The following is a 26,376-nucleotide window of genomic DNA, read 5'->3' on the forward strand; positions in this document are numbered from 1 at the left end:
GCGACCCTACGCCGTGCGCGGCGCCATCTTCCACAGCAACGCGCGGAACGGCGCCAGCAGGAACACACCAATCGCCAGCTTCACCGCCAGGTCGCCCGCGGCCCAGCTCACCCACGGCAGGCTCGAACCGGCGAACGCGATGCTCCAGAAAATCGTCGTATCCAACGTCGCACTGCACGTGGTCGCCACCATCGGCGCGCGCCACCAGTGCCCCCGGCGCAGCCGGTCGAACACAGTGATGTCCAACAGCTGCGCGGCAATGAACGCCAGGCACGAGGCCACCGCAATGCGCGGGGTCGCAATCCAGATCGACAGCAGCACCGCCAGCGCAAACCCCGCCCACGCCACCCGCCGTGCCGCCGCCGGGCCAAACCGGCGGTTGATCAGGTTGCTCACCAGGAACGCCACCGGGTAGCTGAAAGCGCCCCAGGTCAGCCAATCGTTGATCGGGTACTGCACCAGCACGTTCGAACCCAGCACCACCGCGCCCATGGCCAACACCGCCAGCAGCAGCGAGCGAAGGGTCAACGGGGCAAACACGATGGCAGGGCGGGCGGTCATGGCGGAGCAGCTGGAGGGGAGGGGGCGCATTATCGAGGCACTCTCCCGGCGTCGCCAGTTTCCCGGCCTTCGGTCGGCGCCTTGGCTGACGTACCATAAGCGTCCTAAGGACGCTTATGGTACGTCAGCGATAGTGTCCAGATGTTAACAATCGAGGAAACTCACCCTGGCTTTCACGGGTGTGACTTGAGGCTCAGCAACCAGCGTGGTATACAATCAACGTCCTTAGGACGTTGATTGTATACCACGCCAACTGACGCCCAAGGAGGGTCCGCGTAGTCATGTCCTACCTCCCCGCCATCGCCTGGCGCGACGCCCTCGATCTCAAGATCCGCCAAGAGTTCACCCTGCCAGTCATCAGCAATCATGGGCTGGCGGTCATCCTGACTCAGCTGCTCGCGAAAGATGAATACGAGGGCAGGGCTATCCGCCCGCCGCGCACTGGCCTGAATCGGGACGCTTTCCTCTCAGCCCGCAAAGCTCTATTGGAGCGCGGAGCCCTTCTCCTGCCCGAACGGGGCCTGCCCCAATCCCTGATGCGAGTGCCCGGTCGGAAGGACGCCTCTCCAGGGGAAGTGATGTGCGCCATCGACCCATTCGGCCACATCGCGTTCCTGAGTGCGATGGAGTTCCACGGCCTCACCAACCGGCTGCCCAAACTCCTCTACTTCGTCACCTTCGACACGGCGTCGTGGCGAACGCTTGCCAAACAGAGAATGGAGCACGAGCTCGGCGGGCAGCTGGCCGCGTTTCAGGAGGCAGACCTGCCCCCGCTGCAGTACTCGGTCATCAAGCGCCTCAACGGCGTGGTCATCGAAACCCTGCGTACCAAGGAAGCTGGGCATTGGCGGTATGCCATGGACGGGGCGATTCGCGTCACGGGCATCGGCCGCACGTTCCTCGACATGATCAAGCGCCCAGACCTCTGCGGTGGCATCCGCCATGTCATTGAAGTGTTCGAAGAACATGCACGGATGTACCTCACGCCCATCCTTGCCGAGTTCAACACACACGGCGGAAAAATCGACCGCGTACGTGCTGGTTACATCCTCAATGAACGATGTGGGATAGAACGTCCAGAAATCGATGCGTGGGTTGCCGATACTGCACGCGGTGGCTCGCGGAAGCTCGACGCGCAGGCCGAATACGCATCAGAGTTTTCTGAAAAGTGGAGTCTTTCAATCAATGCCTAGCCTGCTGCATGACATCCCTGCATGGGTCCGCACCACGGATCCGCGTCAGGCGGTCATGCGCGAAGCGGTGCATTGTGTCCTGGAAGCGATTGCCCGCACACCGCGACTTCGCACGTTGCTGTGCATGAAGGGCGGCATCCTGATGGCGCTGCACTACGCGAGCCCGAGGTACACCACGGACATCGATTTCTCCACGCCCAAGCCGTTCACTGAAGCGGCCGAGCAGGAGGCGCTCGCGTTGATGGCTGAGGTTTTGCCGGGAATGGGGGAGCTGCTCGGACACGACGTAGAATGCCGTCTTCAGGGGCACCGGGTAAAGCCGAACCGGCAGGGCACCCGGGTAAGTCTGACCATGAGCGTCGGCTACGCGCTGAAGGGCACCGCCGCCCACCGAAGGTTGGTTGCCGGCCAGTCGCCTTTCTCACTGTCACTCGACTTCAGCTTCCGCGAACGCATTCCTGCGTTCGAAGAGGTGGAGATCGGTGAAAGCGGTCACCTTTGCGTGTACGGGCTGACCACCCTCGTTGCCGAGAAGATGCGGGCGCTGCTGCAGCAACCCATCCGCAACCGGAATCGTCGGCAGGACGTCTTCGACCTCAATTACCTGCTCACCCAACGTGCTGAGCTTCATCTGTCCCCATGGCGGGCGGAGGTGCTGAGCGATCTTCGCATCAAGTGCGAAGACCGCGATGTGCCGCTCAGCGCAACCGCATTCGATGATCCGGACATCGCGACGCGCGCCGAGCAGGATTACGACACGCTGCGGTCGGAAATCGAAGGCGAGGTGCCTGAGTTTGCACCTGCCTTCGAAAGGGTTGCGGCCTACTTCCGCGCGCTGCCCTGGTAATGAGCGGGTTCGCCTACCAACGTTCGCTCAGGTTGCTGGCCGCCGCATCGGTGGTGGGCAGGAACGCCAACTGCGTGCCCTGGGCATCGGCCACCATCCAGCCGGCACCGGCCTCGGTGGGCGTGAAGGCCAGTACATCGCCGGCTTTCAGCGCCTGCGCGGGGTTGTCGTCGCGCGCCGGCCACTGCACCACGGCCAGGTCGGCGGGGGCTTCGGGGTTCTTCAGGGCCACCTGATAGGCGCCGTCAGCTTGGCGCTCCACCTTCTCCACGGTGAGCGGCGGCAACGGGCCCGCCTTCGCCCCGGCAGCGCCGGTGCCCTTGTCCTTGGCCGCACTGCGCCGCTCCGAACCCTTGGCCGAGCCCTTGAAGCCCGCCGCCGTCAGCCAGATCGGCGCGGTGACCACCGCGATGCTCACGTACGCGCTGATCGCCGCGTAGCTCACCGACTGCTGGCTCGGAGTGAAGTTCTGCGCACCGGCCTGCGGTGCTGCAATGGCCACGCTCAGTGCCATCGCCAGAATCGAATAACGCTTCATGCCAACTCCTTCTGCAAAGGGAAAAATCATTACGGCTTCGGCGCCGCCATCCCGGCCACCGGCACGTGCGCCACGCTCAGCTCCTGCGCCAGCGCCTTGCGCTGCTGCAGGAAATCGAACACCGATTCCACCGTCACCACCGAATAGTCGCCGGAAATGCGCTCACTGGCCGGGTGGTCGGTGGTGGCGGCATTGGCCGAGAAGAACCGCGCGCCCAAGCGCTTGCCCACGCCGATGTGCAGCGAGCTGGGTTGGTAGTGCTGTTCCTTCAGCCATGCCTGCACCTGCGCACGGCGCACCAGCAGCGTGCCGTCGCGCGATTGCGCCATTGCCGCCGCCAGCACTTCCAATACCCATTGGTTGGAGTTCTGGTATTCAACGCTGAAGGGGTAGGCCACCACGCTGTAGCGCGGCTCGTGCAGCGCCTTGGCCTGGATGCCCGGCGCGGTGAGCATAGCCTTCAAGGTTGCGCGCACCGCGGGCGTGGGCACGCCTACGCGCAGATCGGTATGCGTGCCGGTTTCGCCGATGAAGTTGCTCAGCCCTTCATGGAACAGCGAAGACTCCGGCGACTTGCAGTGGTTCAACAGATGCACCGCGCGCCAGCTGCCATCGTCCTCGCGCACCGCGAAGGCGAGGTGGCTGTGGCGCAGGCCGTATCTGCTCAGGTCCTGGCCGCCGCGCGCGATGATCACCACATCCACGTCGTCGAGCGCTTCCAGTGTTTCATCGGCGCGCTGTGCCACATCGAACATCGACGCCAGCGCGGCCGGCGTAGGGTGGCGCTCCATGCATTCGGGCTGTTGGGATTGCGCCTGTGCCACAGGCGCGGCCAGCAGCCACGCCGCGCACAGCAGTGCAGGCAGCGCGAGGCGCTTCAACGGCGGGTACCCAGGCAATCCGGGGCAGGGCAGATCCATTGCGTTTCAGTCTCCAGCGGTACGGGGCCGCGTCGGCATCATAGCGGCATCAGGCTGTGTGCCGACTAACAGTCGGCGCTACCGAGGTTCGCGAGCCGATGGTGGTTTGATTCGTATCCCGATGGGCCCGTCGCGGATTGATCCCGATCCCAATGGGCACGTCGCGGATTGGTCCCGATCCCAATGGGCCCGTCGCGGATTGATCCTGATCCCAATGGGGTCGTGGCGGATTGATCCTGATGCCAATGGGTACGTAACAATTCGTAGCCCCGGCCGTTGGCCGGACACCGCGCGAAGCGCGGCCCAAGCATCCGGAGCCGCCCGCTCGACGCGCGCGGCCAATCTCCCGGCGTTTACACAAACCGAAGCCGCCTCCGCACCCCGTCCACCTTCGCAACGCGCGAACGCGCAATCACCGGCTCAACTCCCGCGCACAAGGCTCGCTCACCGGCGCAGGCTGATCCTCCGGCGGCCAGCGCTCCTTCTTCTGCTCGTCCGTTCGCGGCGGCTGATTGCGATACGCGGTGAGCTCCTTATGGCAGCTCCACGACACCGCATCCTGCCCGGCAGGCATGCTCGAACACCCCGCCATCAACACAACCATCAACGTCACTACAGCACTGCGCATACGCACGCTCCTTCCCTGGTGAACCCCGAATCTAACGGCATCGCCACCGCATCGGTAGCCGCCAGCCCACCGCCGTTAAGCCGGGATACCCAAAGCCTCGCGCACCTGCGCGGCAATCCGCCCGGTCTCGCGCAGCGGCTCGATCGGCCCGGGATACCCCCAATCCAACCAGCGCTCCTGCAACCGCCCGCGCGCGCGCAGTGCCTGCTGGAACTGCACCATCCTTCCCTGCGCCTGCTGTTCCAGCGCCACCGCCACCGGCAACCGCGTCCCGCACGCCTCAGACAGCAGGTTCACCGAATCGGGTGACACCACGATGCGGTCGGCCCAGCCCAGCAGCCCCGCATACGGGTTTACCCCGTCACCGCCATCGCCCCAGATCACCCCGGGCACATCGGCGAAGGCGCCACGCAGCGCCCCCACCAGCGCCGGCGGCGTGCGCCGCGAGGTGGTGGCCAACAGGCTGCCGCCCTCGGCGCGCAGCTGTTCGGCCAACTGCTGGAACACCTTCACCATGTCCGGCTCGTGCCATGGCGCGTGCGCAGTGGGCCCACCCACCAGCAGCGCGGTACGCGGCCCGGGCAGGTCGCCGAAGGGCGCAAACGCCGCGCGGCCCACCGTGAGCCAGTCGTCGTCCACCGGGTTCAGGCTGCCCAGCAAGGTAAGCACGTTGCTGCCGCGCAGGGCATCGTGTTCGGGCACCACCAGCAGGTCCCAATGGCGCGTGCCCAGCCGTGGGTCCAGGATCTGCACCACCTTGCTGCCGCGCCGGCGCAGCTCGCGCAGCGCCCCGGCCGCCTGGCGGCCACAGCCCACCGCCAGCTCGGGCGGTTGCGCAGTCAATGTCGCGAATGCCTCACCAAAGCCCTGTGCCATGCCCGGGAACCAGCGCGGCGCCACCCATTTCCAGGGCGCGCGCGGCAGCAGCACCAGCGGGCGATGCACCCCCAGCTTCAATGCCGTGGCCAGGGCCACTGCCTGCCGCACATTGCCGGCACGGCCGTCAGTGATCGTCCAGGGCGGACTCCATCGTTTCACGTATGGCATTAATTCGTTTCAGTCAGGCTGGGTGTTGCAACAGTCGCGACACTCTACACTGCCAGCCTTCGCCGACCGCGCAGTGCCCCGTAAAGGTAGCGCACGGCGTGCGGGATTCCTTCTTCGTCCAACGTGTTTTACCGGAGGCTTCATGTCCAACGTGCTCAACGATGCTGCGCTTGACCAGTTGTTCCGTACCGCCCGTACCCAGAACGCTTTCCTCGACAAGCCGGTCGAAGACAGCCAGCTGAAGGCGCTGTACGAACTGCTGAAGTGGGGCCCCACGGCCGCCAACGGCAGCCCGGCGCGTTTCGTGTTCGTGAAGTCGCCCGAAGCCAAGGCCAAGCTCGCCCCGGCGCTGTCCGAAGGCAACCACGACAAGACCTTGGCCGCCCCGGTTACCGTGATCGTTGCCTTCGACGAAGACTTCCACGAAAAGCTGCCGTACCTGTTCCCGCATACCGATGCCAAGGCATGGTTCGACGGCCCGCGTGAAGGCCGCCATGAATCGGCCTTCCGCAACGGCACCCTGCAGGGCGCCTACCTGATCCTGGCCGCACGCGCGCTGGGCCTGGATGCCGGCCCGATGAGCGGTTTCGACCCGGCCAAGGTGGACGAAGCCTTCTTCAAGGGCACCACCATCAAGTCGAATTTCCTGGTCAATCTGGGTTACGGTGATTCTTCGGGCCTGTTCCCGCGGCTGCCTCGCCTGGCCTTCGACGAAGCTGCCCGCATCGAATAAGCGTTTCCGCCGCACTGGCCCGTCCGTGCGGACGGGTTGTTTCCTTACTTTTCCCTTTTTCCCTACGAATTCGAGAGAGAACCGACATGACCGTGACCCGCAAACTGCTCCTGCCGCTGGCCCTGACCCTGGCTATCGCCGCCTGCTCCAAGCCGGCTGAAGAGACCGCTGCCCCGGCCGCCGATGCGACCCCGGCTGCTGCCGCCACCACTCCGGCTGCCGAAACCGCTGCCCCGGCTGCTGCCGCCCCGGCCGCTGAAGCCATCCAGATCGCCTCGGGCACCTACAAGCTCGACCCGAGCCACACCGACGTGCTGGCCCAGTGGAGCCACTTCGGCTTCTCGCACCCGACCGCCCACTTCGGCAGCGCCGAAGGCACCCTGGTGTACGACGCCGCCGACGTGACCAAGTCCACCGTGGAAGTGAAGCTGCCGCTGACCGGCCTGAACAGCTTCACCGCCAAGTTCGACGAGCACCTGAAGAGCGGTGACTTCTTCGACGCCGCCAAGTTCCCGGCCGCCACCTTCAAGAGCACCAAGGTGGAAGCTGCCGGCACCAACAAGCTGACCGTGACCGGCGACCTGACCATCAAGGACATCACCAAGCCGGTGACCCTGGATGTGACCGTCAACGCCGGCGGCGAACACCCGATGGCCAAGGTTCCGGCCGCCGGCTTCGACGCCACCACCACCATCAAGCGCAGCGATTTCGGCGTCGGCGCCTACGCCCCGAACGTGAGCGATGAAGTGAACATCCGCATCACCACCGAAGCCACCGGCGAAAAGCCGGCTGCCTGAGCGGTAACGATGTAGAACGCAGAAATCCCGCCGAAAGGCGGGATTTTTGTTTGTGCGTAATGAACAGCGGGGTGCTGCATTGGTAGGGTCGGTTCCCAAACGACTGCACGGAACGGTGCAACGTTCGGTTACGCATGACCTGCACCGAAGCAAAAGCCGTCCCCGCCGACGTTCATGCCTCAATCGAACGCGGGCAATTCCACGGCAGTCGATTGGGATGCGACCCTACCGCCGTGCGTACCGTAGGTTAACGACGCGGTTACGCCGTGGCGATCTTCGCCAGCCAACCGGTGGCGAAATCGGTCGGCAGCCGGCGTGCCGGGGCGGTCAACCCGCTTTCGCGCAGGAATGCGTGCGTGGCCTGGGCAAAATTCTGCCGGGCAATCAACGCCGTCTGCTTCACCGCGCCCTGCTGCTTGCGCAGCTGCACGATCTGCAGGCTCGGCTTACCCGGCATCGCGTACTTCTGGTAACGGCGCAGCTCGTCGGCCACCAGGGTGATATCGGCGTTGGCCTGCACCAGCGCCAGCTGGGCGCGGGCCAGCGGCAGCACCGCCTCGCGCATGGGCACGGTGGCCTGCGGGGCGATCTCAGCCAGGGTGGCGTCCAGCGTGGCATCGGCGCGCTCCAGGCGCGCGATCAGGTCGGCCAGTGCCGAAAGAGAAGCTGCTTGCATCGAAAGGCACCGGCCCAAAACGCGATTGTCGCATGGCGAAGGTCACCGAACGCCGCACCCGGTAGCGCCGGCCGTTGGCCGGCCCAAGCAGTGCATGATCCGGCCAAGGAACGCCGCAATCCGGTAGCGCCGGCCGTTGGCCGGCCCAAGCGGTACGTGGTCCGGCCAACGGCCGGGGCTACAGCACTCAGTCGCCTTCGTGCTCCGGATGCGCCTTCCAATACCCCTTCGAGCGGATCCAATCCTTCGGCACCCCCAGGTGCCCCTCCACGTACTTGCGCATCATCCGCGCCCGGCGCGATTCGGTGGCGATCCAGTAGAACGTATCGCCCTCCGGCTCCTCGAAATCGGTCAGCACGTCCTCCAGCAGGGTGCTGGTGGCCGCATCAAACCCGTTGCGCTCCAGCCAAGACACCCGGATGCGTTCATCTTCCGGCAGCTCCTGGCGGTCATCCGCTTCCGGAATCTCGATGTACACGTCCGCCCGCGCGCCGTCCGGCAGCGTCTCCAGCCAGCGGCCAATGGCCGGCAGCGCGGTCTCATCGCCAAACAGCACATAGGTATCGAAGTCATCGGCGGTGATATGCGAGCCGCGCGGCCCACCCACCGCAATCGCATCGCCGGCCATGGCATTGGCCGCCCAGCGCGAGGCCACGCCATCGCCGTGCATCACGAAGTCGATGGCCAGCTCCTTCGCCTCCAGGTCCCACCACCGCGGGGTGTAATCGCGGGCGGGGGAGGGTTCCTGGCCTTCCGGGTAGCGCGGGCCTTCCGGGGTCATGGTGGGCACCACGAACTGGCCTTCCGCATTCGGGAAGAACAGCTTCACGTGGTCATCCGGCGAGGGCGATTCAAAGCCCTCCAGCGCCTCACCGCCCACGATCACCCGGCGCATGCACGGGCTGATTTCCTCGGTGCGCAGCACCTGCAGCGGGCGGAACTTCACGGTGTGGCGCACCAACTTGTTTTCATGCAGAGCCATGGCGATGTACCTGTTTCAAAGCCGCCGCAGCGGCGTAGGGGGAAAGACCTGGCTGGCGAAACGCGGGCGGGGTCGAATAAGGGGAAGAACGGTTCAGCGGCCCTGCGCGCGGATCTGCGCGGCGGCCTCACGCAGCGCCTGGGCCACCGCAACCGCGTTGTCGTCCTGCCAACGCGCGTGGTGCAGGCCCAGCGCCTGCTTCAGCTCGCGCATCGCATCGCGCACCACCGGCGGCAGGTTGGCCTTGGCGATGGAGCGCGCGCTGTGGCGCACCCGGTGCAGCGCCGCATCCACCTCCTCGCGCTGGGCGGCCAGCTCCGCCTGGCCCAGTGCAGTGAGCTGGTAGCGCTTGCGCCCGGCCTCTTCCAGCGCGCTCACCCAGCCGGCGGCCTCGAACTGCGCCAGCACCGGGTAGATCGAGCCCGCGCTGGGCGTGTACACCCGCACGAACATCTCGCTGATGCACTGGATCAGCTCATAGCCATGGCGCGGCTGCGCCGCCAGCAGCGACAGCACCAGCAGGCGCAGGTCGCCACGGCTGAGCGGCCGGGAAGTCAGCGGACGGGCAGGGCCATCCAGATCACGGGGAGCGGTCATTTCGATATATCGAATGAAGTCCGATAACGATATATCGAAAAAGACCACCCGTGTAGGGTCACGCCATGCGTGACTGCGCACACGTTCAGCAACCATTGACCCCGGAAAGGACGGAGCCCAGCCAGGCATGGCCTCGTTCCAACCGGTCCGCCGCCACCACAACGGTTCGTCCCCCAGGTAGAACACTCCCCAGGTTCCACGCCCCCAATGACAGCGCTAGCCAACCGATCCCCCCAAAAAACCGCCCATGCATCAACCTGAAGCCCCCCGTGGAACCCCCGCAACGCCACGCGCCACTGTCGCCCCATGTCCCCAAGACACAACCGCAGCACTTCCATACGCACCCGTAGCGAAGTAAGCAAACCCATTGGTGCGCTACACTTTGCGGCTAGAAATCTAAAACAGTCGCGCGCGTGCGTGCGGTCATGGGAGCGCTAATGAACTGGTTGAACGAGGTGCTGAACAACGACCCGAATCCTGTGGAAACCCAGGAATGGATCGAGTCGCTGAAGGCCGTTATTGATGTCGAGGGCCCTGAGCGCGCGCATCAACTGTTGGAAGGCATGGTGGAACTGACCCGTCGTTCGGGTGCTTACCTGCCGTTCTCTCCCACCACCGAGTACGTGAACACCATCGCGCCGACCCTGGAGGCCAAGAGCCCGGGCAACGCCGAACTGGAATGGCGCATTCGTTCCATCATCCGCTGGAACGCCATGGCCACCGTGGTGCGCGCCAACCGCAAGCCGGGCGACCTGGGCGGCCACATCGCCAGCTTCGCCTCCGGTGCCACCCTGTACGACGTGGGCTTCAACCACTTCTGGCGCGCCCCCAGCGACAACCACCCCGGCGACCTGCTCTTCATCCAGGGCCACAGCGCCCCGGGCATCTATGCGCGTTCGTTCCTCGAAGGCCGCATCGACGAGCAGCAGCTGGACAAGTTCCGCATGGAAGTGGACGGCGGTGGCCTTTCCAGCTACCCGCACCCGTGGCTGATGCCCGATTACTGGCAGACCCCCACCGTCTCCATGGGCCTGGGCCCGCTGGCCGCCATCTACCAGGCGCAGTTCCTGCGTTACCTGGAAAACCGTGGCCTGATCGAAAAGAGCGACCGCAAGGTGTGGTGCTTCATCGGCGACGGCGAATCGGACGAACCGGAAACCCTGGGCGCCATCGCGCTGGCCGGCCGTGAAGGCCTGGACAACCTGATCTTCGTGGTGAACTGCAACCTGCAGCGCCTCGATGGCCCGGTGCGCGGCAACGGCAAGATCATCCAGGAACTGGAAGGCGTGTTCCGTGGCGGCGGCTGGAATGTCATCAAGCTGCTGTGGGGCGGTTACTGGGATGCCCTGCTGGCCAAGGACACCAACGGTGTGCTGCGCAAGCTGATGATGGAAACCGTCGACGGCGAATACCAGAACTGCAAGGCCTTCGGCGGCGCGTACACGCGCGAGCATTTCTTCGGAAAGTACCCGGAAACCGCCGCCATGGTGGCCGGTCTTTCCGACGACGACATCTGGCGCCTCAACCGTGGTGGCCACGACCCGCACAAGGTGTATGCCGCCTACCACGAGGCCGTGAACACCAAGGGCATGCCGACCGTGATCCTGGCCAAGACGGTCAAGGGCTACGGCATGGGCAGCGCCGGTGAAGCGCTCAACCCGACCCACCAGACCAAGAAGCTGGATGACGAAGCGGTCAAGCACTTCCGCGACCGCTTCAACATTCCGGTGACCGACGCGCAGCTGGCCGATGGCCAGGTGCCGTTCTACCACCCGGGCCCGGATTCGCCGGAAGTGAAGTACCTGCAGGAGCGTCGCGCCGCACTGGGCGGCTACCTGCCGCAGCGCCGCCGCAAGGCCACCAAGAGCTTCAACGCACCGAAGCTGGAAACCTACGAACGCCTGCTCAAGAGCAGCGGCGAGCGCAGCTACTCCACCACCATGGCCTTCGTGCAGAGCCTGAACATCACCCTGCGCGACAAGGAACTGGGCCCACACATCGTGCCGATCGTGGCCGACGAAGCCCGTACCTTCGGCATGGAAGGCCTGTTCCGCCAGATCGGCATCTACGCCCCGTTCGGCCAGAAGTACAAGCCGGTCGACGCCGACCAGCTCATGTTCTACCGCGAAGACCAGAGCGGCCAGGTGCTGCAGCAGGGCATCAGCGAGCCGGGCGCCATCAGCTCCTGGATGGCCGCCGGTACCAGCTACTCGGTCTCCAACGTGCCGATGCTGCCGTTCTACATCTACTACAGCATGTTCGGCTTCCAGCGCGTGGGCGACATTGCCTGGCAGGCCGCCGACATGCGTACCCGCGGCTTCCTGCTCGGCGGCACCGCCGGCCGCACCACGCTGAACGGTGAAGGCCTGCAGCACGAAGATGGCCACAGCCATCTGGCCGCTGGCGGCATTCCGAACGTGCGCAGCTATGACCCCACCTTCGGCTTCGAAGTCACGGTCATCCTGCAGCACGGCACCAAGCGGATGATGGAAGACCAGGTAGACGAGTACTACTACCTGACCCTGATGAACGAAAACTACACCCACCCGGAAATGCCGGAAGGTGCGGCCGAAGGCATCGTCAAGGGCATGTACCTGCTCACCGACGCCGGCAAGCCGAAGAAGAACGAGCTGCGCGTGCAGCTGATGGGTTCGGGCACCATCCTGCGCGAAGCCATTGAAGCGGCCGCACTGCTGGAGAAGGACTTCGGCGTCACCGCCGATATCTGGAGCTGCCCCAGCTACAACGAACTGCGCCGCGATGGTTTCGACGCCGAACGTTGGAACCGCCTGCACCCGGAAGAAACCCAGCGCAAGGCCTACGTGACCGAGCTGCTGGAAGACCGCCAGGGCCCGGTGATTGCCGCTACCGACTATGTGCGTGCGTACGCGGACCAGATCCGCGCGTTCGTGCCGGCCACCTTCACCGTGCTGGGCACCGATGGCTTCGGCCGCTCGGATACCCGTGCGAACCTGCGTCGCTTCTTTGAAGTGGACCGGTACTACATCGCGCATGCCGCGATTGCGGCACTGGCCAAGGACGGGAAGATGACCGGGAAGGATGTGGCCCGGGCTATCAAGCAGTACAAGATTGATCCTGAGAAGGCTAATCCTGTCGGGGTTTGATTCAACCTACCTTCGGAAAAAAAAGGGGGGCGGCCATGCGGTCGCCCCCCTTTTTCCTGGAGTTGGCAGCAGCTCACTGCTACGTCTGCTCCTCGTCTGTAAGGAGCAAATCAATCTGCGCGATCAAGCGCTTCTTGTCTTCGGCATAGAACGGGTACGGAATAACGAGAACGGCCCTCCGTCCCTTGGATAGCCTTACGGGAATATGGTCATGATGCTCGCTCCCAGGGAATACTTGCTTGGTCAAGGGTGGCTGGGGATGGGATGCATCCTGCCTATCCGAGCTTAACGTCAGGGCAGCATCCGCCGAGACATCACTCAAGCCGCTTTCGGTCTCTGAGTCTCCGGGGTTGTCTGGAGCCGTAGAGACGCGCGCCTTCTTGGCATCGCCGTAAAGTCCCACCAACTCCGCAGAGCGCTTAAAAATTGGAATCAACGCTTCCGCTGCAGTCGGATTGAAGCCCTGGCTAATCAAGTCGAACCTAAGGGTGGCATCTGAGGGAAGGCTGTCTCCGTACTTGTCTATGATCTCCAGGAACACCGCGGGACTTCGGATCCACTTGTTCAACAGCTCCTGTTTAAGAGTAGCGTCAGGTGCGTAGAGGAAGTGCTCGAAGTCCTTCGAGACGGCCAGTTGGCCCTCGCGCGGACGGTTCAGCAAACCGTAGTATCTAAGTGAGGCTAAAGCGGCAAGTGCGGCACCACTATTGGCATTCTTGTAGCCCATGTCCTGGGCGATGACGTCACTTGGCCCGGCGTGAAGCCGCTCCTTCTCGTACACCTTCCTTGTTCTCTCAATGGCATCATCAAGAGAGAAGGAGGGCGCTCTGGGACTCTTCTTCTTTACAGTACTCATTAGCTCACCCTGCTAGGTCATCCCGAGTTGACATGCCAAGCATAACAATGCTTATGCTTGGCATACAATGAGTTCGTGGGCAATGGCTATGTCATTGAAATCATTGGATTCAAGAATCCAATCTCCAGAATAGCCTTTCATTCTATATTCCGGAATGCGAAATGAACAAGCAATTCGCTCTTAAGCCCCAAGATGTTGTGGTCGCAATCAAGCTGGCCGGGATCAAGCAATTCACCTACGCAAGTCTCTCCTTGGCCGTAGGTCTTGCCCCATCCCAGGTGCATGCGAGCGTTAAGGCGCTACTGCAGTCAAAGCTGATGTCGGAAGACGGAGACAGTGGTGTCGCAATCAACAGGTTCCGTCTCGTCGAATTCCTTGTTCATGGTGTTCCGTACATGTTCCCAGCGATCGAGACTCATCCAACCAAAGGTCTTGCAACGATCTCGGAGCTGGACGAGATGAAGCAAGTATTCTTGACTCAAAGAAACTACGTGTGGCCACTAACAAGCGGCAAAGACACCGGAGTCGGTTTAGTGCCGCTACACCACTGCGTCTTCCGAGCAGTACAGGACGATGCAGCCGCCTACCGTATCCTCATGTCAATTGATGCCATAAGAATTGGGGACGCCCGTGAGCGGGACGTCGGAACCAGTGTGATTCGGAGATCACTCGCGTGAGCCCAACGGATCCCAACGTTGAAATGATCGAGTACATCGCAGCTGCGCTGGGTGAGAAGCTAAGCCAATTCACCTTTGTAGGCGGATGCGCAGCAGGGCTGCTAATCACTGACGATGAACGTACCGCCATTAGAGCAACCAATGATGTCGATCTGATTGTTGAAGTATCAAGTTTGGGCGACTACTACGAAAGACTCGCCCCTGAACTGAGGTCAGCGGGATTCAATGAAAGTGGGGAGGTTACGTGTCGTTGGATTTTCAATGGTGTAAAGGTCGATGTCATGCCAACGGATCCCGCTATCCTGAGCTTCTCTAATGAATGGTACGAGGAGGCTGTCCGTTCCGCGCAGAGAATCACACTTCCAAGTGGGATCACGATTCGTATCATCTCCGCGCCGCTGCTGCTTCTGACAAAAATTGCTGCATTCCATGGGCGTGGAAATGGAGACTTCCAGGGTAGCCACGATCTAGAGGATCTCATCGCCGTCGTGGATGGGAGACCAGAGATCGTCAACGAAGTCCTCGGGGCGGACGAGACAACTAGAGAAGCGCTGGAAGATGAAATACTCGCATTGTTAGGTAGCGAGCAGTTTACTAGCTCAATCGGATATCACCTGAGGCCGGACCAAGCAAGTCAGGGACGGAAGGCAGTAGTAATTGGGCGCTTGAGGGAGATTGCTGGCATTTAGGTCTGTCCGAAGTTACAGGCGATGAACGTCAGGGAGGAGCAGCGCGTGGCGCAACGCAGCTCACAGCCGTTTGAACTCCCCTCCCGTTGCTGAAAGCTTTCAAGCCGCGACAAGCTGCGTAGTGCAGCCATAACTACTACGCCCGGGTTTGCGCGGCAGAGCATCTAAGGACCGGGTAGAGCCGATCGCGTTGGCCCGCTGACCGCTAAGCGGAGGCAAGCCTCCAGGAGCACGGCCCCAAATTCGTAGGTCATGCATGTCCAGCCGCTAAGCCTAGATCGGGGGGGGGCGAACCGATGGTCAGTAGCTAAACTTTACCGATTCCGGGCCGATAACGTCAATTCAAACTCGGGTGGAACCCCCCGATAACACTGGACACCAAAGGGAGTTGGCTTATGACAATCGCGCTGGACGTAGTTATTGCATCCCCCGGGGATACCGTGGACATGAAGTCCGGCCTCGATACTATGCAGGGCCTATCCGACGCAACTCGTAAGATTGGTGAAACCGTCCTTACAAACCAGCTTAAGCAGCGCCTTCATCCAACGGACGCCGTTAGAACCACTTTAAAGAGCACGTTCAAAGGTTCCTACGGACAAAAGTTCGATGTTGATATCGTAGATCCGGAGTACAAGAAGAAACTAAGAAAGCTCACAAATGAGACATTTACTGAGCTACTTCGGTACTTTCTTCAAGAAGCAATGTATGAGGACGGCGGTGACCTATCTGAGCGGGCTCAAGGGCAAATCGACCGCATGGGTCGAGTTGCGGACGACCTGATTCAAGAAATCAGGTCTTCGTGCATGCATAACATCCATGAAGTGCCAAAGAAGCTTGGCTACGCGGTGACAGTTAGGCGCAGAATAAATAGAGAGACGAAGGACGTTATCTCGGAATTCAGTCGCCGCACTGAACAGTCACTGCACGCAGAGGTGGATGTCAAAGAGCTCGAGCTACTCGCGGGAATTACGCGATTCAACATTAACACTGGAAATGGCAGATTACAAATCAAGGGCGAGAAGGAAACATCCGCGTTCGGGTTCGCTGGTGCGTACGCGGAAGTGAAGTTTGAAGCTAAAAAGGTTTTCTCCAACAATCTCGACCACAATAATGGTGTGGATCAGAAGGCATGGAAATTCATTAGGCTGGTAGTGGCCCCGGTCAGGCTAAAAGACGGCCGCGTCGTCAAGTACATTGTAAAGAAATACCATGAGAATTGATCGATACGTACTTGTTGCGGGCGCTATGGCGATCATCGCTGTATGGTTCTACCTTAGCCAGTTTTCCAGCTACGAGCTGTCAGACGATCCAGAGGATTGGGCGCAGCTCGGTGACTACATTGGAGGGATACTAAATCCGATACTTTCCTTCATATCAGTACTGCTCATTGTGCGGTCCCTCGGCCTTCAAAGGTCCGCAAATGAGGGGCTGCAGCAGCAAATGCATGCGGCCCAAAGAGGCGAGATTACTCGGGCCTTCGAGGCAAAATTCTTTGGAATGCTAAAAGTTCAATCCGAGAATTTCTCAAGCCTTGCGCTGGTTGACGAACGGGGCAACATCGTTAAATCGGTGGATGCGGTACTGTGGATAGAGACCAAGGTCGACGAACTGCGAACAAAAGGCGCGGACGATAAAAAAATAGCTAATTTTATCAATGCCATAGACTCCAAGGACCAATTATACGGTCTAATTCGAGGGTTCTATGTGACTGTCAAGTTTGTAGTGGACGGTCTGGCTGAGGACAGAGGTTTCACTCGGAAGGAACGAGAGTCCGAGATACATACTCTGATCAACTTCTCTGATTTTGCACTCGTGCGACTTTATAAGTTAATGATGCAGTTCGCCGAGACTCCAGCGGCACAATATCTCAGATCCTGTAGCGAACTCGGTGGAGTCATGGCAGATGTCGGCCTCAATGAGGCAACGTATTGATTCTGGCCAGTTGAGCAGAACAAGGGGCCAATGAGTCTGGGGCTACCACTTGTTAACCAATAGGTACAAACTGAGCGGCCGATGGTGCTCCGCGGACCTATCCCTCGACAAATTGCATCGGTAGGACCTTGAGGAACGCCTGGACTCCAAGCCACTGACCCCGGCTATGGCACTCCGATAGCATTGACGGAATGCCCCTGGCTTCCAGGCGCCGAACATCAGTGTCGAGAAAGTGAGCATGGAACGTGGAGTGAATGTCAAGCAGGAAGACTCAATGAGAGACGTGCTGACGGCCATTCTTCGCCGATATCAGGGCGCGCGATCTGGGCTGCCTTCGGAGGTAGGAACGATATCAACGAGGTATCTCGTAGCTTTCGTAAGTCCGTTGAAAGAAGCCCGCCCGCGGCAGCGCTTTAACTAGCTCTAAGTCGCTGCCGGCGACGGCAAGAGAAACTAGGCGCCTGCCGTCGAAGGGGGACATCGCCATGTGGAAAGAGGGCGGGCTTCGGTCGCCGCTCGCAATGCGCAGTCCCATGAGCAAGAGGCGGTGGTCCAGCGTCGCGTCTAAGGCAATGGCCATTGATAGGGGCTATGAGGCTCGGATATCTTTGTCGCAATAGGCACCAAGTATGCGCCGCTTCCGACATAGACCAGGAACGTCACGTGACAGATCAACTTCCTAGTTCCAACGCTCATTCAATCCGGGATGTACTCGGTACGATTCTGCAAACGTACCAGCTAGCGCGTACCCAACTTCCCTTTGGTGGCGAAAACCAGGTCTCTGAGCTGTTCCGCGTTCTCAGGGAATTGGTGGAAGCTAGCCCACCTGTGGCCTCCCATGAGCACCTGAAGGTCGTTGCAAGTTATGGGAAAGGAAACTGGGCGACTATTCCCTGGCTTTCGGTCCTTGACCGTCGTGAAACCAGTAGTACCCAGAGAGGTGTCTACGTGGTTTACCTGTTCAGCGAGGCCGGTGACGGCGTCTACCTTACGCTGGCGCAGGGCGTTACTGAGTTCGACACCCTTCATCGGAAGGAGGCCGTTCGCAGGCTAAACCAGCGTGCGGATGAGGCGAGAGGCCGAATATTGCATCTGTCTGATGTGGGGTTCGACTTCTCCGCAGGTATTGACCTTCGTTCTAAGCACGCTAAGGCACGAATGTACGAGGCTTCCACGATTGCCTCAAAGTACTACCGCTTAGGCGGAATTCCTTCTGATTCTGAGCTCATCGCCGACCTTGGCGAGGTGCTTCACGCTTACGATGTGCTGGTTTCATCTCAGGCCAAACGGGAAGCAGAGCCTTCAGAGAAGCTCGCCCTCTTAGGTACTTGGAACTCCATACGTCACGAAGTGGATCGAGTGAGGCGCGCCATCGAATCAGACGGCGCGTGGGCGAGTGGATGGACCTTCAGGCTTCGGGACGAGGTTCGCGACGAGCTGTCGAAGGGATTCACCCTCTACATCAATGGAGGGGATCGGCAGGTGGTCGCCCGAGCGCGGGTTGTTGAGCTTCTCTGCTCCCCAACGTCTAACGGTATGGCGAATCCGTGGTCCGAGCTCGACGGAAGCGGCGAGGGTTCTAGTAGATTCAATGACAGCGTGAACGGGGGATACAAGACATGGTTCAAGCTCGATGCAATCGAGCTGATAGAGCCCTTCAGTGCAGACTCACTCCGCCTAGTCGAGGGTCTATCCACCCCCAAGAGCTTGATAAACCAAAATGCTTTTGGGTATGTCTTCGAGCGAGTGGTCACGCCTTGGGAGGTCGATGACAGTGGCCAGTTCGCTGGTGGACAGAACAGCACGCCGGAGCCAGAGCTAGATCTGGATCTGCCTTGGCTAGCAGCCGAGACCCTCCTGCCTGATAACGTGCTCAACGGGATGATTGATACCCTCCGTGGAAGTCAGCCGCAGCTGATACTCGCCGGGCCGCCAGGGACCAGCAAGACATGGGTAGCACAGCGCCTCGCCGCCTATCTGACGAGAGGGCGAAAGTCTGCCGTCCGTGTTGTTCAGTTCCACCCGAGCTATACCTATGAGGCCTTCATCGAAGGGCTTAGACCGGTGTCGGGTCGCTCGGGTGTTTCGTTTGAGGTGACACCGGGCGTCGTCCTGCAAGTTGTCCACGACATGCGTGTATCAGGTCATCTGAATGATCCGAACTACCCATACGTGATCATCATGGATGAAGCCAACCGGGCGAACCTTCCTCGGGTAATGGGCGAGCTGCTCTATCTGATGGAGTACCGAGATCAAGGAATCAGCCTGCAGCTTTCAAAGGACTTCAAGCTTCCCTCAAATCTGATCTTAATCGCAACAATGAACACTGCGGACCGCAGCGTGCGCTCGATTGACGCCGCGATGCGCCGCCGTTTCGATATTTTCGAACTTGGTCCAGACACCGATGTCCTGAAGCAGTACCTGGAAGCGAACAACGTCGAGCGCGCCCAAGACCTGCTGGACGGGCTTTCCCGTCTGAATGAGCACCTTGGCAATCACTTGGATAGGCATCATACGATTGGGCATTCCTTCTTCATGCGGCCCGATATGTCGCCCGTCGTCCTTCAGGAGGTGTGGAAACGAAAGCTGTTGCCTCTCATCGAGGAGTATTACTACGACCAGCCAGATGGGATGGATCCATTGAGCGTGGACCAGCTTTGGCCCAACTATGTTGAATGAGCTGATCTTTGAAGAGAACCGCGAAGCTGTTGTTCGCTTGTCTGTGAGACAGCTCAGTGCGCTGGAAGAAGTAGGTAGAAGAATGGCAGGCCGCGCCGACTGGTGGGGCTCGGAACGCAATGCAAAGCAGACGGGGGCTGTAGGGGATGCTGCATCGGTCATCGGAATCAGGCGCCGGTTGGATGGCGGACAATCTGTAGTCTTCCGGAACGTTGCGGGGTCGCTGCGCATCGGAGATCTAAAGCTGCAGATCAGGCCCAAGATTCCGTTGGCTCATTTCTTCTACTTGATGAGCAGGTCTGATGTCGCGCCAAGGGTCGATAGCGCATCGATTGACATTGATAGCTCGCACGAACTTCAGGAACTGATCATCGCTTGGCTGGTTGATGAGGCTGAGCGTGTCATTCGACTCGGCCTCCATCGGGATTACAGCGATTACGCCGAGGAGTTAGCAGAGGTACGCGGAAGCATTCATCCCATTCCTACGGCGCTAGCGAATCTAAGCGGGCGCGCAGCCGTTTTTTGCGAATATTCTGACCTTGATGAGGACGCGGCGATCAATCGGTTGATCAAGGCCGCATGTGGTGAGGCTGCATCAGACGCAAGAATTGGCTCGCTCGTCAGGCAGCGTGCCAGGCGCCTAGTTACAGTAATGGCGCAGGTAGGTCCGCTGCGACGTTCCGACAGCCGCTTTCAGCCGACACGCCTTCATTCCCGGTACTCGAGAGTGCTTCCGCTCGCGAAGCTCGTCCTGGCAGGCAAGGGTGCGTCCATCACTGCGGGCGATCTCGCCGGCAGAGGGTTTCTTATTCCCACACCAGGACTAATTGAAAGCGGGCTGCGCAACGTCATCGCCGGAGCTCTTGCCCCACGGGATGTGAGAAAGCGTGGCCTCAGGCTGGTTGAAGGGGGCATCAGCCTTAACCCAGATCTCCTGATTGAGGGAGGACAAGCTGTCGGTGACATCAAATACAGGCACTTTGGTGGCGATTGGGACCGCGCAAGTCTCAACCAGATCGTGACGTTTGCGACGGGTTTCGGTGCGAAGAGTGGGTTCATCGTAGGGTTCGGAAGAGGCCCCCATGCTCGGATGTCGGTACAAGCCAGGGTCGGCGATGTTGCCGTCCGAAAGTTCGCTTGGGATGCATCGAGTGACGCGCATCCAGAGCAAAGCGCCAACTTGCTGGCTGAAGAAGTGAGAACTTGGCTAAAGTGAGCCTGCGTCACCTTCAAGGGCCAAGTCCGCGAGATGGCTACGTGGACGAAACCGCTCTCGCGACCGCTTCTCTTAAGGAAAGCTATGACCAGAACGTATCCACCCTGCAGAGGTCGTAGTCCACGCCATACGTGAGCGCCGCTTCCTTCGGGGAAAGATCCGCGTACCTACCAATCTCATCGGCGCACATCCCCGCCTCCGCATAGTCGATGGCGAAGAAGCCCAGCATCGCCGCATCAAATTCCCGCAGCCAGTCAGCATCTATACGATTCATTTTTTCTACTGCTCTTTCAACGATTTCCCTAGAATGCGTGCACCCCATCCCAGATCTTGAGACCGTAGCGAGCCATTTGCGGCAAGCATTAGGCAGCGCCTACCAAACCGCTGAGATCAACAGCTACAAGCGATTTCCCATCCGTTGACGACTCCATCAGAGTGGTCTCCGGAGCGTAGAAACTCCTCTAGCTGGAAAATGTTGGACGTCCCATGTCGGGAGGGTGGCTAATACAACACCTCCTGAGGAAATACGCCCGCCGGATCCAGCTAGACGGTTTCTAACCTCCCGACCCCCTCGCCATCCCGGCGAGGGGCGATCCTTACAGGAGGTCCAACATGCAAACGCACTGGGACGACACGTCCTTCGATGAACTGCCCTCACGCCGGCGCGCTCGCCAGGCGCATCTGGCCGGCACCGCTAAGCCTGCACCGTGCTCACCGCCCCCGGAATTCCAGGAGGAGCTGAAGGTTCCCTACCTGAAGATCCGCGGCCGCTGGCTGCGGCAGATGGGCTTCAACGTGGGCCGCAAGCTGCAGATCGAGGCCTGCGCAGGGGTGATCACCATCAAGCTGCTGGGGCCACCGGCGGTGGAAGATCCACGGGTGCCCCGTTTCGTGGAGCGCACGATCTACCACGGTGAGATCAATTCCGAGTCGGGGCAGTTCCTCCCCGAGGATGTCATCCAATGAAGAAGCAGGTGTACATGAGGGTGAAGGTCGACCCCGATCTACGCCGCGCCTTTCAGCTCTCGGCGTGGCGTAGCGAGCGTTCGCCTACAAACGTGCTGCGGTCGTTGATCCAGGACTGCGTGAACCTGGATCGGAGCGCCCAAGGCGTTGATCTCTACGTTTGGGGGGATTCGTTCCCGGTGGGGAGTGAAGTACCGAAGGGGCAGGGCAGGCCCCGCTGAGGGCGTGCCGGGCCGGCCTGCGCCACCGGCCCTGATCGGTAATTCCGCGAAGCCATGTGCACGTGGCTTCCGGAGGGATGTTCGCCTCACCCCATTCGCATGCTGCGGGCTTCCAGCTCCTGCTGGTTCTGCTGCGTGCGCTGTTCGGTCTGCATGGCCAGCGCCTGCCGTTCCAGGCCTGCTTCATCCAGCCGCTGCAGCGATTGTTCCACCGGCGTCTGCACGGCCATTTCAGTGGCCATGGCAGCGCGCTGCTGTGCCGGGTCATGCAGGTTGCCCTGCACCACGAACACGTTGCGGCCGGCCGCACCCTCTGCGGTGGCTTGGCTCAGTACCACGTGGTCAGCCCGGTCCAGCTTGTTCTCCACGGCCAGCGCGGTGAGGCTGGCGGTCAGCCGTTCGCTGGTTTCATCGAAGCTGCGCCCGTGTTTGGCGTCCAGCGCGGCCACGTGTTCGCGTATCTGCTGGTAGAGCGGATAATGCGCGTCGCCGGGGCGCAGTGCCGCCAGCCGGGTGTTCGGGTCCTGGCCGGGCAGGTCGTTGAGCACCACCTTCGGGGTCTCGATGCGCTGCCGGTACGGGTCGTCAGGGTGGAAGTGGGTTGCTTTCTCCTCGCGCTCCAGCCGGACATCGCGGGTGTCGTTCAGCCCTTCCAGTACGCGTGGGTTTCGCTCCTGCATGGGGAAGCCGCTTTCGGTGTGGTGCGACCAAGTGCCGGCCTTCGGGTCATACTCGTGGTACGAGCTGCGTATGCCGATGACGTTGGGGTTGCTGGTGGGCAGCGACTGGTCGGCCATGCTCAGCTCATACACGCCCAGCTTGGCCACGTAGGCGGTGGCCTGGCCCCACGGCATGGCGTCGTAGGCATGGCCGGCGGTGTTCCACGCCCGCGCGGTGCCCCGGTAATCGTTGTTGAGCATCTCCTTCCAGACGTTCTCGGCAGCGTCTTCGCTCAGGTTCTTGCGGGTGGCTTCCAGCAGGATGCGCGGGGTCCAGCAGTTCGGGTCCAACCCGTGCTGGACGAATGCTTTGTCATGGGCAACCTGCACGTCGCGGCCGGGCAGGTTGAGCGCCAGGTCTGGCCTGCGTGCGCCCATCCAGTACTCGCGGCGCTCAAGGTCCCGGTCGAGCAGGGTCTGGCCGAAGTCCTCCCACTGGCGCTCTGTCAGCGTGCGGTTCTGCAGCCTGGGGTTGCGGTCGTGCTGGTCGCTGGCTTGGAGCTGGGCATAGGCGTTGGCGACCTGGCCGGGCAGGTTGTCGTTGCGCACCACGCCCAGTGCCAGCAGGCCATAGCCGTCGGAGCCTTCCTTCTGTGCCAGGTAGTTCCAGTACAGCTCCCGATTCCCCTTGGAGGCGTACTGCTGCAGGATTTCGATGTCCTTCTGATTCAAGCCGCTCATGTGTTGTTCCTCCTGAACATTCCTGGGTTACCGGACCTTGTACTTGGCCAGTGCCGCGCGGGTAGCTTCTTCCATGGCCTTCCAGTCCTTCAGCAGCACGCGTGGGTAAAACAGGGTTACGCCCAGGTTGTCGTTGGAGTCCACGAAGTAGTGGGTGCAGCTTGAAACCTTGACTGACTCATCGGGCACCAGTCTGTCGCCTTGGATCGCCAAGCCCTCGTTCCCACCCTCAGGCTGATCGCACTTGATGAACGTGGCCAGCATCCCGTTGGCGGCGCGGGCGATGTACCACTCGTCTTCCTTGCGTGGATTGCGGGTAACGGGCTCCCCAAACTGCTTCTGGTAATCGTTGCCGAACTGCGCCATGCGCTCCTCGTCAATGGCGTACGGAATCAGGCCGAACCGCTCCGTACCCGCCTTGCGCAGATCCAGCCGGCGGCGCGGGTCGTTTCGGTTGACCGAGCCTGCTTCAGTGGTGGCTTCGGTGTTGCTCAGCCGGGGCAGCAGCTCTGATGCGGGGACCGCATCGAGGTAGTCGATTGAAGCGGTGACCGTGCGGTAGTGGTCTTCCATGCTGCGCGTGGGACGGTCGCCGGGAGCGGCTGCCTGCAGTCCGGGCCAGATGAAGCTCAACGCAATGCCGCCGCCCACCGATGGGCCAATCTGGTCATCGTAGAAGTTGGCCGGGAAGGCGTAGCGGTGCGGACCGAGCTGGGCCACTACCGGCGCGGTGGTGTAGGTGTAGCCATCCACCGTGCGGCTCTGGCTGGTGTCTTCAGACATGGCAGGTTCCTTGTTTCCCTTTTCCGTGGGTGGGGCCTTGGCACAGGCGCTGGCGCTCAGGGCGACGGCGAGTGCAACTGACAGGCACCGGCCGGATGACATCACGCTCATGGGCCATTCCATTGCATTGGTTGGGGTCAACTATAGGGAATGCTCTGTCAACGGGACAGGAACGGGGTGCGCGCGTGGCTACACGACCAGCGCTTTTTTGACGGTCGATCCGTTTGTGGTCTTTGGGGCCAAGCTAACCGTCCAGTGGCCCTTGGAGTCCTGATGGGTTTTCAGCAAGGGGTACGTCTTGACCATGGTCACCAGCTTGGCGTGACCGTAGGTACCCGGTTTGAAGGTCGGTAGAGTGAGCCGAATCAATCCGCTCACGCGTTGTTCCTCCTGAACATCCTGGGTCACTCAACCTTGTATGCGCTCAATACGCCGCGCGCGGCGGCTTCGATGGCCTTCCAATCCTTCAGGAACACCCGGGGATAGGAGAGGGTCACCGAAAGGTCGTTGACGGCATCCACGAAGTTATGGGTGCAGCCGGAGACCGGGACACTTTCGTCGATCTCAACCTGGTCGCCCTTCAGCGTGAGTGAGTCGCGCCCCTCCTGGAGCTTGTCGCACTTGATGAAGGTTGCCAGCTCGCCGCCCGGGGTGCGGGCGATGTACCAGTCGCTTTCCACGTTGGCGTTGCGCTTGGCCGGCATGCCGGTCTGCTTTTTGTACGCCTGGGCGAATTCGACCATCCGCGCTTCATCAATGGCATAGGGCGTCAGCCCGAACTGTTCGGCGCCGGGGGTGCGCATGTCCAGCCGGCGGCGCGGATCCTTGCGGTAGGCCGAGCCTTCCTCGCTGGTGGCGTCGGTGCTGGTCATGCGGCCCAGCAGCTCCGTGATCGGCACGCCGTCGATGTAGTCCACCGACATGGACATCGCGCGGTGGTGGTCGGCCATGGAGCGGGTGCCGCGCGTGCCAGGGGCGGCTGCCTTGAGCTCGGGCCACATCAGGGTCAGGCCAACGCCGCCGCCAATGGCCGGGCCGATCTGGTCATCGTAGAAATTGGCCGGGAAGGCGTAGCGGTGCGGACCGAGCTGGGCCACTACCGGCGCGGTGGTGTAGGTGTAGCCATCCACCGTGCGGCTCTGGCTGGTGTCTTCAGACATGGCAGGTTCCTTGTTTCCCTTTTCCGTGGGTGGGGCCTTGGCACAGGCGCTGGCGCTCAGGGCGACGGCGAGTGCAACTGACAGGCACCGGCCGGATGACATCACGCTCATGGGCCATTCCATTGCATTGGTTGGGGTCAACTATAGGGAATGCTCTGTCAACGGGACAGGAACGGGGTGCGCGCGTGGCTACACGACCAGCGCTTTTTTGACGGTCGATCCGTTTGTGGTCTTTGGGGCCAAGCTAACCGTCCAGTGGCCCTTGGAGTCCTGATGGGTTTTCAGCAAGGGGTACGTCTTGACCATGGTCACCAGCTTGGCGTGACCGTAGGTACCCGGTTTGAAGGTCGGTTGAGTGAGCCGAATATGTTCCGACAGCGCGTTCAACGTCACCCGACCATTGGGGGAGGAAGTCACCAACTCCTCGACTGCCTTCACGACGAATGGAGGGCTATGCTTGGGCGGGGGTGCGTTCGCAGCAGGCTTCTTCGGCGCCTGCTTCTTTACCTTCGCCACGGGCGCAGCGACTGGCTTGGCCACGCCTGCCACCTTTGTCACAGGCTTCGCTACGGGCTTTGCTACTGGCGTCCACTCAAAGAACTGATCGCACGCCTTTCGCAGTGCTTCCGGGCAATTGGCGTCACCCGCGATGTAGACGGTTGCACCACGCTCCCTGAGCTTGCGGCACAGGTAGGCGAAGTCGCTGTCACCGGTGACCAGGCAGAAGGTCTGTGCACGTTTGTCCAACAGAAGCTCAAGCGCGTCCAGCGACAAGGCGATGTCGGTGCTGTTTTTCCTGGGCGCGTAGGGGAACTGCAGGCAGCTGGTAAACGACTGCCGGACCAGAACCTGTTCCCACCCCTTGTTGATCGTGTTCGGGTTGCCGTAGCCCCGGCGAACTGTCACCCGCCCTGCCTGTGCTGCTCGCTGCAGCGCGAACTCGGCGATCTCCGGCGGCACGTTGTCGCAATCAATCAGGAGGGCGACGGACGCTTCCTGGGTGGGGAGGGCCATAGCAGTTCCTTGTGCTGGGCCGGGGTGCCGGTAGGGGAACTATAGGCAATTTGGTGGTGGGTGCGCGCGGGGTTTGGGAGGGCTGGCTTGCGGGGGGAGCCGACTGACAGTCGGCGCTACCGGGAGGCCGGGGTTGCGC

26 protein-coding genes are annotated in these 26,376 nt (G+C 61.3%); 12 read left to right on the forward strand and 14 right to left on the reverse strand.

What is annotated here, in order from left to right; all coding sequences use genetic code 11:
• Nucleotides 1-6 precede the first annotated feature (6 nt).
• Nucleotides 7-561 carry a queuosine precursor transporter gene (locus BAY15_RS02890; protein WP_068848817.1) on the reverse strand — a complete coding sequence of 185 codons (555 nt, stop codon included), beginning with the start codon at nucleotides 559-561 and terminating at the stop codon, nucleotides 7-9.
• Between the two features lie 281 nt (nucleotides 562-842).
• Between BAY15_RS02890 and BAY15_RS02895 the strand changes: the two genes are divergently transcribed.
• Both BAY15_RS02895 and BAY15_RS02900 read left to right on the forward strand, forming a co-directional pair.
• The gene (locus BAY15_RS02895; protein ID WP_068848819.1) at nucleotides 843-1,754 is read left to right on the forward strand and encodes a type IV toxin-antitoxin system AbiEi family antitoxin domain-containing protein; all 912 of its coding nucleotides are present in this window, start codon (nucleotides 843-845) and stop codon (nucleotides 1,752-1,754) included.
• Nucleotides 1,747-2,601, forward strand: coding sequence for a nucleotidyl transferase AbiEii/AbiGii toxin family protein (locus BAY15_RS02900; RefSeq protein ID WP_068848821.1), 855 nt, complete (start codon nucleotides 1,747-1,749; stop codon nucleotides 2,599-2,601). Before BAY15_RS02895 ends, BAY15_RS02900 begins: the two co-directional genes overlap by 8 nt.
• A gap of 13 nt (nucleotides 2,602-2,614) precedes the next feature.
• On the opposite strand, the gene BAY15_RS02905 is transcribed toward BAY15_RS02900, so the two are convergent.
• The 4 genes from BAY15_RS02905 to BAY15_RS02920 form a co-directional block, all read right to left on the reverse strand.
• Nucleotides 2,615-3,139 (reverse strand): hypothetical protein, encoded by a 525-nt coding sequence (locus BAY15_RS02905; RefSeq protein ID WP_068848824.1) that lies wholly within the window; start codon nucleotides 3,137-3,139, stop codon nucleotides 2,615-2,617.
• Nucleotides 3,140-3,168: 29 nt separating this feature from the next.
• Nucleotides 3,169-4,059 (reverse strand): DUF2145 domain-containing protein, encoded by an 891-nt coding sequence (locus BAY15_RS02910; RefSeq protein ID WP_068848826.1) that lies wholly within the window; start codon nucleotides 4,057-4,059, stop codon nucleotides 3,169-3,171.
• A 412-nt stretch (nucleotides 4,060-4,471) separates the two neighbouring features.
• Nucleotides 4,472-4,687 carry a hypothetical protein gene (locus tag BAY15_RS02915; RefSeq protein WP_068848828.1) on the reverse strand — a complete coding sequence of 72 codons (216 nt, stop codon included), beginning with the start codon at nucleotides 4,685-4,687 and terminating at the stop codon, nucleotides 4,472-4,474.
• A 75-nt stretch (nucleotides 4,688-4,762) separates the two neighbouring features.
• Entirely contained in the window at nucleotides 4,763-5,734 is a 972-nt protein-coding gene (locus tag BAY15_RS02920; RefSeq protein WP_068848830.1) for a mitochondrial fission ELM1 family protein, read from the reverse strand.
• Between the two features lie 142 nt (nucleotides 5,735-5,876).
• On the opposite strand from BAY15_RS02920, the gene BAY15_RS02925 reads away from it, so the two are divergent.
• Both BAY15_RS02925 and BAY15_RS02930 read left to right on the forward strand, forming a co-directional pair.
• Nucleotides 5,877-6,467 (forward strand): malonic semialdehyde reductase, encoded by a 591-nt coding sequence (locus tag BAY15_RS02925; protein WP_068848832.1) that lies wholly within the window; start codon nucleotides 5,877-5,879, stop codon nucleotides 6,465-6,467.
• An 86-nt stretch (nucleotides 6,468-6,553) separates the two neighbouring features.
• A complete protein-coding gene (locus BAY15_RS02930) occupies nucleotides 6,554-7,264 on the forward strand; it encodes a YceI family protein (protein ID WP_083214048.1) in 711 nt (236 codons plus the stop codon).
• A gap of 259 nt (nucleotides 7,265-7,523) precedes the next feature.
• Here BAY15_RS02930 and BAY15_RS02935 read toward each other — a convergent pair whose 3' ends face one another.
• The 3 genes from BAY15_RS02935 to BAY15_RS02945 form a co-directional block, all read right to left on the reverse strand.
• The gene (locus tag BAY15_RS02935) at nucleotides 7,524-7,940 is read right to left on the reverse strand and encodes a hypothetical protein (RefSeq protein WP_068848834.1); all 417 of its coding nucleotides are present in this window, start codon (nucleotides 7,938-7,940) and stop codon (nucleotides 7,524-7,526) included.
• A 187-nt stretch (nucleotides 7,941-8,127) separates the two neighbouring features.
• Nucleotides 8,128-8,922, reverse strand: coding sequence for a siderophore-interacting protein (locus BAY15_RS02940; RefSeq protein ID WP_068848836.1), 795 nt, complete (start codon nucleotides 8,920-8,922; stop codon nucleotides 8,128-8,130).
• Nucleotides 8,923-9,015: 93 nt separating this feature from the next.
• A complete protein-coding gene (locus BAY15_RS02945) occupies nucleotides 9,016-9,519 on the reverse strand; it encodes a PadR family transcriptional regulator (RefSeq protein ID WP_068848838.1) in 504 nt (167 codons plus the stop codon).
• A 437-nt stretch (nucleotides 9,520-9,956) separates the two neighbouring features.
• On the opposite strand from BAY15_RS02945, the gene aceE reads away from it, so the two are divergent.
• Entirely contained in the window at nucleotides 9,957-12,644 is a 2,688-nt protein-coding gene (gene aceE / locus BAY15_RS02950; protein WP_068848840.1) for a pyruvate dehydrogenase (acetyl-transferring), homodimeric type, read from the forward strand.
• Nucleotides 12,645-12,723: 79 nt separating this feature from the next.
• On the opposite strand, the gene BAY15_RS02955 is transcribed toward aceE, so the two are convergent.
• On the reverse strand, nucleotides 12,724-13,500 hold the full coding sequence (locus BAY15_RS02955) for a hypothetical protein (protein ID WP_068848842.1): 777 nt from the start codon (nucleotides 13,498-13,500) through the stop codon (nucleotides 12,724-12,726).
• Between the two features lie 161 nt (nucleotides 13,501-13,661).
• On the opposite strand from BAY15_RS02955, the gene BAY15_RS02960 reads away from it, so the two are divergent.
• From BAY15_RS02960 to BAY15_RS18755, 6 genes are all read left to right on the forward strand, one after another.
• Nucleotides 13,662-14,177: a hypothetical protein gene (locus BAY15_RS02960; RefSeq protein WP_068848844.1), complete on the forward strand. Its 516-nt coding sequence runs from the start codon at nucleotides 13,662-13,664 to the stop codon at nucleotides 14,175-14,177.
• Between the two features lie 23 nt (nucleotides 14,178-14,200).
• A complete protein-coding gene (locus BAY15_RS02965) occupies nucleotides 14,201-14,866 on the forward strand; it encodes a hypothetical protein (protein ID WP_068848846.1) in 666 nt (221 codons plus the stop codon).
• A 395-nt stretch (nucleotides 14,867-15,261) separates the two neighbouring features.
• Entirely contained in the window at nucleotides 15,262-16,086 is an 825-nt protein-coding gene (locus BAY15_RS02970) for a hypothetical protein (RefSeq protein ID WP_068848848.1), read from the forward strand.
• The gene (locus tag BAY15_RS18750; RefSeq protein WP_157771678.1) at nucleotides 16,076-16,798 is read left to right on the forward strand and encodes a hypothetical protein; all 723 of its coding nucleotides are present in this window, start codon (nucleotides 16,076-16,078) and stop codon (nucleotides 16,796-16,798) included. The genes BAY15_RS02970 and BAY15_RS18750 overlap by 11 nt, the downstream gene beginning before the upstream one ends.
• Nucleotides 16,799-17,461: 663 nt before the next feature.
• Complete coding sequence (locus tag BAY15_RS02985; RefSeq protein ID WP_167693288.1) at nucleotides 17,462-19,477, forward strand: MrcB family domain-containing protein; 2,016 nt, start codon at nucleotides 17,462-17,464, stop codon at nucleotides 19,475-19,477.
• A complete protein-coding gene (locus BAY15_RS18755; protein ID WP_083214248.1) occupies nucleotides 19,467-20,693 on the forward strand; it encodes an McrC family protein in 1,227 nt (408 codons plus the stop codon). The genes BAY15_RS02985 and BAY15_RS18755 overlap by 11 nt, the downstream gene beginning before the upstream one ends.
• Before the next feature lie 82 nt (nucleotides 20,694-20,775).
• On the opposite strand, the gene BAY15_RS02995 is transcribed toward BAY15_RS18755, so the two are convergent.
• Nucleotides 20,776-20,967 carry a hypothetical protein gene (locus BAY15_RS02995; protein ID WP_068848856.1) on the reverse strand — a complete coding sequence of 64 codons (192 nt, stop codon included), beginning with the start codon at nucleotides 20,965-20,967 and terminating at the stop codon, nucleotides 20,776-20,778.
• A 338-nt stretch (nucleotides 20,968-21,305) separates the two neighbouring features.
• On the opposite strand from BAY15_RS02995, the gene BAY15_RS03000 reads away from it, so the two are divergent.
• Nucleotides 21,306-21,659 (forward strand): SymE family type I addiction module toxin, encoded by a 354-nt coding sequence (locus BAY15_RS03000; protein WP_068848858.1) that lies wholly within the window; start codon nucleotides 21,306-21,308, stop codon nucleotides 21,657-21,659.
• Between the two features lie 307 nt (nucleotides 21,660-21,966).
• Here BAY15_RS03000 and BAY15_RS03010 read toward each other — a convergent pair whose 3' ends face one another.
• From BAY15_RS03010 to BAY15_RS03030, 4 genes are all read right to left on the reverse strand, one after another.
• A complete protein-coding gene (locus tag BAY15_RS03010) occupies nucleotides 21,967-23,280 on the reverse strand; it encodes an XVIPCD domain-containing protein (protein ID WP_068848862.1) in 1,314 nt (437 codons plus the stop codon).
• A 27-nt stretch (nucleotides 23,281-23,307) separates the two neighbouring features.
• On the reverse strand, nucleotides 23,308-24,063 hold the full coding sequence (locus tag BAY15_RS03015; protein WP_237334308.1) for a hypothetical protein: 756 nt from the start codon (nucleotides 24,061-24,063) through the stop codon (nucleotides 23,308-23,310).
• Nucleotides 24,064-24,467: 404 nt separating this feature from the next.
• Entirely contained in the window at nucleotides 24,468-25,223 is a 756-nt protein-coding gene (locus BAY15_RS03025; protein ID WP_237334309.1) for a hypothetical protein, read from the reverse strand.
• A gap of 189 nt (nucleotides 25,224-25,412) precedes the next feature.
• A complete protein-coding gene (locus BAY15_RS03030; RefSeq protein ID WP_068848866.1) occupies nucleotides 25,413-26,237 on the reverse strand; it encodes an NYN domain-containing protein in 825 nt (274 codons plus the stop codon).
• Between the last annotated feature and the right edge of the window lie 139 nt (nucleotides 26,238-26,376).

The organism is Stenotrophomonas rhizophila (assembly GCF_001704155.1).
Classification (GTDB): domain Bacteria; phylum Pseudomonadota; class Gammaproteobacteria; order Xanthomonadales; family Xanthomonadaceae; genus Stenotrophomonas; species Stenotrophomonas rhizophila_A.

Coding starts and splice junctions, on each gene's coding strand:
- BAY15_RS02890 (WP_068848817.1), bottom strand. CDS start 561: ATGACCGCCCGCCCTGCCATCGTGTTTGCCCCGTTGACCCTTCGCTCG.
- BAY15_RS02895 (WP_068848819.1), top strand. CDS start 843: ATGTCCTACCTCCCCGCCATCGCCTGGCGCGACGCCCTCGATCTCAAG.
- BAY15_RS02900 (WP_068848821.1), top strand. CDS start 1,747: ATGCCTAGCCTGCTGCATGACATCCCTGCATGGGTCCGCACCACGGAT.
- BAY15_RS02905 (WP_068848824.1), bottom strand. CDS start 3,139: ATGAAGCGTTATTCGATTCTGGCGATGGCACTGAGCGTGGCCATTGCA.
- BAY15_RS02910 (WP_068848826.1), bottom strand. CDS start 4,059: ATGGATCTGCCCTGCCCCGGATTGCCTGGGTACCCGCCGTTGAAGCGC.
- BAY15_RS02915 (WP_068848828.1), bottom strand. CDS start 4,687: ATGCGCAGTGCTGTAGTGACGTTGATGGTTGTGTTGATGGCGGGGTGT.
- BAY15_RS02920 (WP_068848830.1), bottom strand. CDS start 5,734: ATGCCATACGTGAAACGATGGAGTCCGCCCTGGACGATCACTGACGGC.
- BAY15_RS02925 (WP_068848832.1), top strand. CDS start 5,877: ATGTCCAACGTGCTCAACGATGCTGCGCTTGACCAGTTGTTCCGTACC.
- BAY15_RS02930 (WP_083214048.1), top strand. CDS start 6,554: ATGACCGTGACCCGCAAACTGCTCCTGCCGCTGGCCCTGACCCTGGCT.
- BAY15_RS02935 (WP_068848834.1), bottom strand. CDS start 7,940: ATGCAAGCAGCTTCTCTTTCGGCACTGGCCGACCTGATCGCGCGCCTG.
- BAY15_RS02940 (WP_068848836.1), bottom strand. CDS start 8,922: ATGGCTCTGCATGAAAACAAGTTGGTGCGCCACACCGTGAAGTTCCGC.
- BAY15_RS02945 (WP_068848838.1), bottom strand. CDS start 9,519: ATGACCGCTCCCCGTGATCTGGATGGCCCTGCCCGTCCGCTGACTTCC.
- aceE (WP_068848840.1), top strand. CDS start 9,957: ATGAACTGGTTGAACGAGGTGCTGAACAACGACCCGAATCCTGTGGAA.
- BAY15_RS02955 (WP_068848842.1), bottom strand. CDS start 13,500: ATGAGTACTGTAAAGAAGAAGAGTCCCAGAGCGCCCTCCTTCTCTCTT.
- BAY15_RS02960 (WP_068848844.1), top strand. CDS start 13,662: ATGAACAAGCAATTCGCTCTTAAGCCCCAAGATGTTGTGGTCGCAATC.
- BAY15_RS02965 (WP_068848846.1), top strand. CDS start 14,201: ATGATCGAGTACATCGCAGCTGCGCTGGGTGAGAAGCTAAGCCAATTC.
- BAY15_RS02970 (WP_068848848.1), top strand. CDS start 15,262: ATGACAATCGCGCTGGACGTAGTTATTGCATCCCCCGGGGATACCGTG.
- BAY15_RS18750 (WP_157771678.1), top strand. CDS start 16,076: ATGAGAATTGATCGATACGTACTTGTTGCGGGCGCTATGGCGATCATC.
- BAY15_RS18755 (WP_083214248.1), top strand. CDS start 19,467: ATGTTGAATGAGCTGATCTTTGAAGAGAACCGCGAAGCTGTTGTTCGC.
- BAY15_RS02995 (WP_068848856.1), bottom strand. CDS start 20,967: ATGAATCGTATAGATGCTGACTGGCTGCGGGAATTTGATGCGGCGATG.
- BAY15_RS03000 (WP_068848858.1), top strand. CDS start 21,306: ATGCAAACGCACTGGGACGACACGTCCTTCGATGAACTGCCCTCACGC.
- BAY15_RS03010 (WP_068848862.1), bottom strand. CDS start 23,280: ATGAGCGGCTTGAATCAGAAGGACATCGAAATCCTGCAGCAGTACGCC.
- BAY15_RS03015 (WP_237334308.1), bottom strand. CDS start 24,063: ATGTCTGAAGACACCAGCCAGAGCCGCACGGTGGATGGCTACACCTAC.
- BAY15_RS03025 (WP_237334309.1), bottom strand. CDS start 25,223: ATGTCTGAAGACACCAGCCAGAGCCGCACGGTGGATGGCTACACCTAC.
- BAY15_RS03030 (WP_068848866.1), bottom strand. CDS start 26,237: ATGGCCCTCCCCACCCAGGAAGCGTCCGTCGCCCTCCTGATTGATTGC.